Below are 9410 nucleotides of genomic sequence, written 5' to 3'. Positions count from 1 at the left end.
ACCGCTACTTGGCCGATGATATCGCCAGTGCTGCGGCGATGATCGCCGACGGTCGCCTCACCCACGACCTCAGTTTGCCGGAGCTTGGGGGATGAAACCTGTCGAGGTGTCACGCGGCGACGGGCCGATCGTATTGGGTATACCGCATAGCGGTACATGGCTGCCAGGCCACATCAAGGCACAGTTAAATGACCGCGGTCGAACCCTCGCCAATACTGATTGGCACATCGACCGCCTTTATCACGGTCTATTACCCGGCGCGACAACAGTGCGAGCAACTTTTCATCGTTATGTGATTGATGCTAATCGCTCACCAAAAAACGAGAGTCTCTATCCGGGTCAAAATACGACTAGCCTGGTGCCCGTTACGGATTTTGACGGCCGGCCGATCTGGAGCAACGCGCCCGACGCTGCGGAAGTAGCTGCAAGGCGAGCAGCCTTTCACACTCCCTATCATACAGCGTTGGAGGTCGAATTAAAGCGGGTGCAGAAGCGCCATGGCGTTGCCATTCTTTACGACTGCCACTCCATTCGATCTCAAATACCTTATCTGTTCGACGGAAAATTACCGGACTTTAACATTGGCACCGCATCAAGCAGCAGTTGTGATGAAAGGCTCGAAGATTTGGTGCAATCAATCTGTAAAGCAACAGAGTGGACGACTGCCACCAATGGGCGCTTCAAGGGCGGTTGGACCACGCGCCACTATGGCCGACCTCTTCATGGAATTCACGCTATTCAGATGGAATTGGCGCAATCCACTTACTTAGTAAATGAAGCTCCGCCATTTACATATGATGAGTTGAAATGCGCCCCCCTACGTTCAGTTCTGGCAGAAATTTTGGGTCGGATTGCATCACTGGCGCCTGAACTGGGAATATAACGCCTCTTGATAATGTAGGAATCACTGTCAAGGAACGCGACTAGTGTTCCCAGAAAACCTGAAAAGTGGGGCGGTTCCTTGACCTTCGTGAGCTAGAGCGTCAACGCCGCAGATCAAGCTTTGAAGGACTGAGCCGCAAAGCTGCAGAATTGATCCACCAGAGCGCTTGACCGCAACCGCATTGATCTCGCCAGCGCAATGTGATGCGGCGCGAGATTCCCCTCAAGAGGCATTCGTATAACGGGCTGCCCATCATAAGCAGTGTTATGGGTAATATCGGTCGCCAAAAGCCCGACGCCCAAGTTATTTGCGACCATCGACCGAAGCATTTCGACCGAGCCGGTTTCATACGCAATCTTTGGACTTATCCCATGCATTTGCGCCAGTGTCAGAAAATACCCGCGACTGTGCGGTAGATTCATCAGGATCAGTGGGTCCTGCAACAACTCGGCCATGCTTACGGATTTACGGCCTGCCAAGGGGTGAGTGCTTGGCAGAAGACCATAGGGGCGCACATCAGCGAGCGGTGTGATATTGAGACTTGACGGGGGACCAAAATCATAAGTCAACGCGACATCTATTTGCCCGGACTCTAGCCAACCCGACAAGGTTTCCAGATCTGCCTCGTGGAGCCGAATATGTGCCTTTGGATGTGCCTCCTGGAATCTGCGAACCAAAGACGGCGCATAGCGCGGGCCGAGAGTTGAAAATACGCCCAGGTCAAGAATTGCCTGTGTCGCAGCGCTAGTATCGAGAACTTGCTGAGCCTGCGCACGCAAGGCTCGGAATTCTCCCAATTTTTGAAGCCCGTAAGATGTTGGAACGACTCCCTGTCCGGAGGTGCGCGCAAACAAAGGACGGCCAAGATAACCCTCAACTTTTGCTATAGCCAGTGACACTGACGGCTGTGAGACGTTCAGAATGCGCGCAGCTGCGGCCGTGCTGCCACCATCGGCTGCTGCAATCACAAAGTCGATCTGTCGTAGTGTGATAGCTATAGGTTTCATTTATTATGATATCAGTTTTTAGTATTTTTTACTATAGCACAATTTGCCCTAACCTCCAGTGAGCAATACTGGAGATGCCAATGCAACAGAACCCAATATCCGGCAACCTAAAGCCCCTCGATGGTGTGCGCGTTCTGGATTTCACCCGCGTTCTCGCCGGCCCTTATTGCACGGCACTGATGGCCGATCTTGGAGCCGACGTGATCAAGGTGGAGGCGGCCCATGGGGATGATTATCGCCATGTCGGCCCCTTTAATCAGAACGAAAGCTTACTATTTCAGGCCATTAACCGGGGAAAGCGTTCGATTTCTCTGAATCTGAAGTCAGATGGAGACATATCTAAGGTCAAGCATCTTTTGCGTGACACGGACGTGTTGGTTGAGAACTTCAGGCCTGGCGTGATGGAAAAATTGGGACTTGGCGCCGACGCTTTGCGGGCTGAATTTCCATCTTTGGTTTATGTGTCGGTCTCAGGCTTTGGTCAAACTGGCGCCAACGCGGCCAAACCAGCCTATGACATTATCATTCAGGCAATGAGCGGATTGATGGACGTAACCGGCGAACCAGACGGATCGCCAACGATGATCGGCGAAGCTTTGGGTGATGTTGCGGGCGGTCTTTTTGCTGCATGGGGCACCATGGTGGCGCTGTTTGACCGCAGTCGAACCGGTAAGGGGCGGCATGTGGATGTTGCGCTCTTTGATGCGTTGACCTCGATGATGCCACTTTTGGCCTGCCGCACTTTGATGGGCGGTGACGCCCCGACCCGCACTGGCAACCGTCATTCGCTTTCGGCACCGTTTGGTACGTATCCAGCAAGCGATGGGCATTTCGCCGTGGCGGTTTTGAATGACCGCCTATTCGCAACATTCTGTGAGGTGATTGGCCAGCCTGAACTGGCAAAAGACCCACGGTTCTCCTCAGACGCTTTGCGTCACGAAAACGAGCCTGCGCTTGCCGAGAGGATTGAAGTCTGGGCCGGGGCTAAGACCGTTGATCAGATCGTTTCCAGCCTATCTGCTGCTGGAATTCCCGCATCCGAAATCCAATCAGTTGCGCAGGCTTGGGCATCGCCACAGGCGGTCGAGCGGGGGCTAGCATCCGAGGTCGAACATCCTGTGCTTGGGCGCTTGAATGTGCCGGAGCAACCAGTTCATTTCAGTGACGCGCCGCGCGGCGGCCGTAAGGCTGCGCCGGGTTTGAATGCCGATGCCGAGGAAATTCTGGGCGGCCTGGACAAAGGAGAGACCGAATGAACTATCCTGTTTCCGAGGACGAGATTGCCGTCATTGACCAGATCGAGCGGTTTTCCGCGGAAGTACTCGCGCCGCAGGCTGCAAAGCTGGATGAAGAGGCTATGTTTGCCACTCTCCATTTGCCCGCGATGGCTGAGATGGGTTTACTGGGCATCAACCTGCCCGAAGAAATGGGAGGTATCGGCCTTTCGGGTCCGGCGCTGTATGCTGCGGTCGAAGCCATCGCCGGGGCCTGCGGCTCCACTGCCTCGATGCTAACCGCCCATTTCCTAGCAACCGATTCGGTTTTGCTGGGCGGCGACGCGCAGTTGCAGGCGCGCTTTTTGCCAGATGCCGCGGCGGGGAAAAAGCTTGGCGCATTTGCTCTGACTGAACCGCAGGCTGGCTCCAATCCGGCAGATATGACGACTTACGCGGTGCGTGAAGGCGATGGATATCGGATCAAGGGGTCCAAGTGTTTCATCTCTAATGCAGGGGCCGCGGATTTCATCGTGGTCTATGCAAAAACCGACAGAGGCGCCGGTGCGCGGGGCGTCAGCGCCTTTATCGTCGAACCGAAAATAATCGCTGGTGTCGATATCGCGTCGAATGAGCGTACCATGGGCCTGAAGGGCGGCCATGTGTTTGGCATCACCTTTGATTGCTGGGTGCCAGAAGCAAACCGGCTTGGCGACGAGGGCACTGGCTTTCGCACTGCAATGAAGGTGTTGGACAACGGGCGGATCGAGGTGGCGGCGCAAGCGACCGGCATCGCCCACGCGGCCTTGCAGGCGGCGATTTCATACGCCAAGGAGCGCAAGGTCGGCGGCCACCCGATCGCCGACTTCCAGGGCCTGCAATGGATGTTGGCCGACAGTGCCACCGAACTGGCTGCGGCCCGGGCGCTGTCGATGCAGGCGGCTGTCAAACGCGGAACTGGAAAGCGCTATTCGACCGAGTCCGCATTGGCCAAGCTTTATGCGACTGAAGCGGCGTGGCGCGTTGCCGACAGGGCGCTGCAAATCCATGGCGGATACGGATATACCCGCGATTTCCCGCTGGAACGATACCTGCGCGACCTTCGGATATTCCGCATCTACGAAGGATCCTCGGAAATTCAACGAACCATCATTGCGCGCGGTTTGCTGGCCTGAGGGGGTGTCAGACAAATTCAAACTCGTCTCAGTATGTCTCAGCAATAGCGAGGCCGTTGACACGTTAACTCGGCAACACGAGAGCAGCCGCTTCGCTGGTGTGGTCATGTGTGGACGGGGCACTGTCAGTGCCTTCGCACCGGTTGGAGTCAAGCAATGTCCATGGGGAGAAAATCCGCAGGAACGTTTTGGTAACAGACAGGCCGCAGGAACCGTCGGATCGAAAGCGTGCCGACGGACGTCGCGCCAAAATTTGTCGAGGCCGGATAAGGCCCGCCATGAACCATCGCGTCCGCCACCTCGACGCCGGTCGGAAAGCCGTTGACGAGAAGTCGACCCGCCTTGCGTTCCAAAATCGGAAGCAGGCGGCGAGCCTGGTTACTGTCGCCTTCGTCCATATGGATCGTGGCGGTAAGTTGGCCTTCGAACCTTTTGGCAAGTGTTTCCATATCTTCAGCACCTGTTATCCTGATTACCAGCCCGAGCGGCCCGAAGACCTCTTCACCAAGCGCGTGATCCTGAAGGTAACTCTCCGCACTTGTCTCGTAGAGGCTAGGTGAGGCAGAGCGACCTTCATCGGCGCTGGTCAGCAGCGGTTGTACCGCATTGCGACTATCGAAACGAGTTTTGCCGGCCCGGTAGGCGCTAGCAATACCGTCAGTCAGCATAACCTGCGGACCGGTGGAGGTGAGTGCCTCCTTAGCAGCGTTCACGAAGGCATCGCCGTCGGGGCCTCCGGTAACTACTGCGATGCCGGGGTTGGTGCAGAACTGCCCTGCGCCCATTGTCAGAGATCCAGCCCAACCCTTACCAATCTCCGCGCCCCGCGCTTTGGCCGCTTGGGACAGGATAAACATCGGGTTGACCGAACCCAGTTCTCCGAAAAATGGAATAGGTTCAGGGCGCCTGGCGCAGAGATCGAAAAGCGCGCGGCCACCGACAAGTGAGCCGGTGAAGCCAACCGCCTTGATGAGCGGGTGCTGAACAAGCGCCTGGCCAACGTCGCGCTTACCACCTTGGATCAGCGAGAAGGCCCCTTTGGGCACGTCACATCTAGTGATCGCGGCGTGGATTGCCTCGGCCACGATTTCACTTGTGCCGGGATGGGCGGAATGGCCCTTAACCACAACTGGGCATCCAGCCGCCAGTCCGGCGACGGTGTCGCCGCCGGCTGCTGAGAAGGCCAGCGGAAAGTTGGAGGCTCCAAACACCGCAATTGGTCCGATTGGTCTTTGCACCATGTAGAGTTCGGGGCGAGGCAGAGGTTGGCGTTCCGGGAGCGCCTTATCATGACGGATGTCAAGGTAGTCACCCTTGCGGATATGCTCCGCAAAGAGACGAAGCTGACTAGTAGTACGCCCGCGTTCGCCTTCGAGGCGGGCGCTGGGGAGACCGGTTTCAGAGGTCCCAATGCTAGTGATCCGCGGTCCTCGCGCCTCGATTTCATCGGCGATTGTTTCAAGAAAAACCGCACGTTGAATGCTATTAGTGTAGCCGTAGACCCAGAAAGCTTCTTCCGCGGCCTTGCAGGCACGATCAACGAGTTCGGGGCTGCCAATAGAGTAGTCGTAGGCGGTGCCGTGTGCGGGTTCGGAGGTGAATGTCGTGTCGCAAGCGACCCATTCGCCAGCGATCAAGTGTTTGCCGTGGGGAGTAGAGTCCGTTTGGGCGCCATCCATTCTTATGTCCTTTCAAGCCAGTGATCAGGTTGGGCAAGTGGATTCAAGTAGGCCGTTGGTCGTGAGGAAACTGTACAACTTTGCGTTCTGGGCCGCGGTTAATGGCCAGGCGGAGGGCGGCCGGGTCGGGCCGCAATCAATCCCAAGCGCCTGAAGAGCAGCTTTGACCGCGGTGACGTTGGCGCCGTTGAGTTCTTCTGTGCGAATGACTTCAAAGGCATTCATCCCGGCGATTAGACGGTTCGCTTCGGTGTAGCTTCCCGCCTCAAGCGCGGTATGAATGGCAATCGACCGCTGCGGCCAGACGTTGACAAGACCGGAGGTGAAGCCACGCGCGCCGACAGCATAGAACGCAGGGGCCCAAACCTCCGCCAGTCCGCCAACCCAGACGATAGACGGATCACTGACGGCCTTAGCTTCGGCCAGTTTCAGCGGGTTTGGGGTCGCCCATTTCACACCCTTCACGCCCGGCAGGTCGCAAAGCGCCTTGATGCAGGAGGAGCCCATCGCGTCGTTACGCAGGTAAAGCATGATCGGGAGGGCGCCTGAGGCGTCGGAGATGGCATTGACATAGTCCACCATGCCGCGCGGACTAACGAACGGATCGGGCGGCTGGTGGATCATCAGCGCCGCAGCGCCTGCATCGGCAGAGACTTTTGCAAGTCGGCAAGCATCGCGGATGCCTCGCCCGATTCCAGCCAACAGCGGCGCACGGCCTGCGATCATGCCCGCAACCTCTCGCACCATGGTGCAGGCTTCGTCAGTGGTCAGGGCGTAGAATTCACCGGTATTGCCGTTGACAACCGGTAGATGGACTCCTGCCCTGATGGCCTTGTCGATGATTGGCGAAAGCTTTTCTGGCGCGATGTCCCCCCCAGCGCTATAGGGTGTGATGAGGATGCCAGAGACACCAGTCAATGCTTTGTCGAGGCCAAGAACCATGGCGTGTCCTTAGAAAGAGTGGGTTTTGTTGCTGAAGGGTCAGAGCCCGCCTTGAAGCAATCGAATTTGCAGCCCTTGTCGGTGAGGGTGATGCGTTGAGAAGGCGATGTATTAAAAAACGAATAGGACTGCGTTCAGTCATGGCTGGGCGTTGGACATCCGCCCGGCAAACGGTCTATTGCCCCTCCATTTCACGCCATCGAGCGAAGTCGGTGAGAGTCTCAGGGTCGGTGGGAGGATAAAGCCCCAAAGTAGACCTTCCACTCATGACCATCTCAGAGACGAAGTTTTCGAAAATAGTCATCTCGAACGCCTCGTTCGCGATTTCGCCCGCAAGATCACGCGGGATAACAACCACGCCATCGCCATCGCCAACAATCATATCTCCCGGCCAAACGGCGACGTCACCACAACCAATCGCAATGTTAAGGTCGACCGCCTGATGGAGCGTGAGATTGGTGGGCGCCGACGGTCGGTTGTGATAAGCGGGGATCGCCAGCTTGGTGATTTCGGGAGTGTCGCGAAACCCGCCGTCAGTTACCACCCCGGCCACACCACGTTTCATCAGGCGAGTCAACAGTATGGAGCCTGCGGAGGCAGCCCGAGGATCCTTGCGGCTATCGATGACTAACACCGCGCCGGGGGGGCACTGTTCCACCGCTTGGCGTTGCGGATGCGAGTGATCCTCGAACACCTTCAATTGATTTAGATCTTCCCGGGCCGGGATGTATCGGAGCGTGTAAGCTTCACCGATCATCCGCTTTGTAACGTCTCCCACCGGATGCACGCCCTGGATAAATTGGTTACGGAGCCCACGCTTAAAGAGGGCAGTGCAAATTGTGGCGGTGCTGACCCTGCTGAGTTTTCCCCGCGTATCGCACATTCGGTCTATCATGCTTTTTTTACCTCTATTCGTTTGATCTTTGATCATCTGACACGGAAGATTGCTTCGACCTCTACTGTGATCCCATTCGGGAGCGACCCTGCGCCGATTGCGGAACGAGCGTGGCGGCCGTCTTCTTTCCCAAAGACCAATACCATCAGGTCTGAGCAACCATTGACGACTTTGGCATGGTCCGTAAAGGTTGGGGCAGCGTTCACAAAGCCAAGAAGCTTGATGACCCGTTGGATACGATCAAGACTTCCGAGTTCGGCATTGCAAGCTGCCAGCAGCAGCAATCCGACGGAACGGGCGTGGTCATAGGCTTCCTCCACTGTGATACCCGCCCCCACCTTGCCCGTAATGAAGCTACCGTCGCTCGTTTTCGGGCCTTTGCCGGAAAGGTAAAGCAGATCGCCATCGCGCACGCAGTGCACCAGCGGTTCGACCATTGGGGTGATCGATGGCAGGACGAGTCCTGCCTCGCGAAGTTTCGTTTGGGGGTTCATGATTTCTCCTGGTCGTTGTGATCATTGATCAATTTGCGTGCGACACCGCAACAACCGACTGCCCTTAGCACCCAAGTGCTTCGGGCATTCGGGCGATCCATAGGGCATAGTCCTCATAAGCACGTTGGGGGCCATATTCGGCTGACCATCCGAGAGCTTTGAGCCGCGAAACATCCATCCGTGCCCGATCGACGGTGTCAGGCAATTTAACATTGACTTCCACCGCATCTGCCGTCTGCTGCCATCTGAAAGCGGGATACAGCGTGGCAAGCTGTTCCGGCCAAAGCAGAATCTTTGGCCCCCATGGTAGCCCAGAGGCGACGTTGAATACGCGATGTGGCAAGACCCTAGTATCGAGCAGGCACACAAGCCCAGAGGCGACGTCGCGGGAATATGTCCAGCTGCAGGCAGGGATATTGTATGGTAAAATAGCGACCTCGCCGGAGAGCGCTTGTACCGCCATAATCCAATGTGGCGTGATGAAATCGCGCAGCCCGGTGTCATGCTCCCAGGGCCCGAATGTGCCCCCGATCCGGGCAATGATGACCTCTATATGCCAGAGGTCGGAAAGCCGTAGGGCCGTGCGCTCGGCCGCAAACTTCGTGGCGCCATAAATATCAACAGGCAGGCATGGCGTGGAAGTTTCGTCCACCACCTCACGGTCAAGGTAGCTCTCACCATAGACTGCCCCGGACGCTGGAGCAACGACGCGGCCCACCTTGGCGTCGCGTGCTGCTCGAAGCTGACCGATGAAAGCCAGCAGGTTGATTTCGACAACACGCTCCGGAAATTCGCTCTCGCGCTGTCGCCCTGAGGTGATTGCAGCGAATGGGAAAAGTGCATGGACTGCGTGGGCGCGCATCAACTCTGTCAGTGCGCCGGTTTCCCGGACATCCATGCGGGCTTCCGTGAGCTTCCCGGGGAGACGTCTAAATACCGCACGCGCCGCCGCGGGCACCTCATCAAGGGCAACCACTACGACGTGCTCCCCCCTAGCAAGGAGCGTTTCAACTAAATTGAGCCCAATAAATCCAGTCCCGCCGGTAATCATTATCGACATTGCAGTCCTTTCGCCGAGTTATGAAGAGGTCGTTGCCGTAGCCCTGTGACTGAATGCATTT

At 56.9% G+C, this 9410-nt stretch carries 9 protein-coding genes; 3 read left to right on the top strand and 6 right to left on the bottom strand.

Annotated features, from left to right (window positions below; all coding sequences use genetic code 11):
* Positions 1-91 precede the first annotated feature (91 nt).
* Positions 92-883: an N-formylglutamate deformylase gene (gene hutG / locus ABIE63_RS17300; RefSeq protein ID WP_354506585.1), complete on the top strand. Its 792-nt coding sequence runs from the start codon at positions 92-94 to the stop codon at positions 881-883.
* A 113-nt stretch (positions 884-996) separates the two neighbouring features.
* Here hutG and ABIE63_RS17295 read toward each other — a convergent pair whose 3' ends face one another.
* Positions 997-1890, bottom strand: a complete 894-nt coding sequence (locus tag ABIE63_RS17295) for a LysR family transcriptional regulator (RefSeq protein ID WP_183414592.1) — start codon at positions 1888-1890, stop codon at positions 997-999.
* Positions 1891-1970: 80 nt separating this feature from the next.
* On the opposite strand from ABIE63_RS17295, the gene ABIE63_RS17290 reads away from it, so the two are divergent.
* Positions 1971-3146: a CoA transferase gene (locus ABIE63_RS17290; protein ID WP_354506582.1), complete on the top strand. Its 1176-nt coding sequence runs from the start codon at positions 1971-1973 to the stop codon at positions 3144-3146.
* Positions 3143-4279, top strand: a complete 1137-nt coding sequence (locus ABIE63_RS17285) for an acyl-CoA dehydrogenase family protein (protein ID WP_354506579.1) — start codon at positions 3143-3145, stop codon at positions 4277-4279. The genes ABIE63_RS17290 and ABIE63_RS17285 overlap by 4 nt, the downstream gene beginning before the upstream one ends.
* Positions 4280-4428: 149 nt before the next feature.
* Here the strand turns inward: ABIE63_RS17285 and ABIE63_RS17280 are convergent, their stop codons facing one another.
* The 5 genes from ABIE63_RS17280 to ABIE63_RS17260 form a co-directional block, all read right to left on the bottom strand.
* Complete coding sequence (locus ABIE63_RS17280) at positions 4429-5958, bottom strand: aldehyde dehydrogenase (NADP(+)) (RefSeq protein WP_354506576.1); 1530 nt, start codon at positions 5956-5958, stop codon at positions 4429-4431.
* 24 nt (positions 5959-5982) lie between these two features.
* On the bottom strand, positions 5983-6900 hold the full coding sequence (locus tag ABIE63_RS17275) for a dihydrodipicolinate synthase family protein (RefSeq protein ID WP_354506573.1): 918 nt from the start codon (positions 6898-6900) through the stop codon (positions 5983-5985).
* Positions 6901-7075: 175 nt separating this feature from the next.
* Complete coding sequence (locus tag ABIE63_RS17270; RefSeq protein ID WP_354506588.1) at positions 7076-7783, bottom strand: ribonuclease activity regulator RraA; 708 nt, start codon at positions 7781-7783, stop codon at positions 7076-7078.
* A 44-nt stretch (positions 7784-7827) separates the two neighbouring features.
* Positions 7828-8289 carry a RidA family protein gene (locus ABIE63_RS17265; protein WP_354506570.1) on the bottom strand — a complete coding sequence of 154 codons (462 nt, stop codon included), beginning with the start codon at positions 8287-8289 and terminating at the stop codon, positions 7828-7830.
* A gap of 64 nt (positions 8290-8353) precedes the next feature.
* Positions 8354-9349 (bottom strand): NAD(P)-dependent oxidoreductase, encoded by a 996-nt coding sequence (locus tag ABIE63_RS17260; protein ID WP_354506568.1) that lies wholly within the window; start codon positions 9347-9349, stop codon positions 8354-8356.
* Positions 9350-9410 lie beyond the last annotated feature (61 nt).

It is taken from the genome of Limibacillus sp. MBR-115, from assembly GCF_040549425.1.
GTDB lineage: Bacteria > Pseudomonadota > Alphaproteobacteria > Kiloniellales > CECT-8803 > Limibacillus > Limibacillus halophilus.
This window is presented reverse-complemented; position numbering and strand designations above follow the sequence as displayed.

Bases quoted from the DNA above. Each gene is read 5' to 3' on its own strand.
- ABIE63_RS17285 (WP_354506579.1), top strand. From the start codon at position 3,143: ATGAACTATCCTGTTTCCGAGGACGAGATTGCCGTCATTGACCAGATC.
- ABIE63_RS17265 (WP_354506570.1), bottom strand. From the start codon at position 8,289: ATGAACCCCCAAACGAAACTTCGCGAGGCAGGACTCGTCCTGCCATCG.
- ABIE63_RS17295 (WP_183414592.1), bottom strand. From the start codon at position 1,890: ATGAAACCTATAGCTATCACACTACGACAGATCGACTTTGTGATTGCA.
- ABIE63_RS17260 (WP_354506568.1), bottom strand. From the start codon at position 9,349: ATGTCGATAATGATTACCGGCGGGACTGGATTTATTGGGCTCAATTTA.
- ABIE63_RS17270 (WP_354506588.1), bottom strand. From the start codon at position 7,783: ATGTGCGATACGCGGGGAAAACTCAGCAGGGTCAGCACCGCCACAATT.
- ABIE63_RS17275 (WP_354506573.1), bottom strand. From the start codon at position 6,900: ATGGTTCTTGGCCTCGACAAAGCATTGACTGGTGTCTCTGGCATCCTC.
- hutG (WP_354506585.1), top strand. From the start codon at position 92: ATGAAACCTGTCGAGGTGTCACGCGGCGACGGGCCGATCGTATTGGGT.
- ABIE63_RS17290 (WP_354506582.1), top strand. From the start codon at position 1,971: ATGCAACAGAACCCAATATCCGGCAACCTAAAGCCCCTCGATGGTGTG.
- ABIE63_RS17280 (WP_354506576.1), bottom strand. From the start codon at position 5,958: ATGGATGGCGCCCAAACGGACTCTACTCCCCACGGCAAACACTTGATC.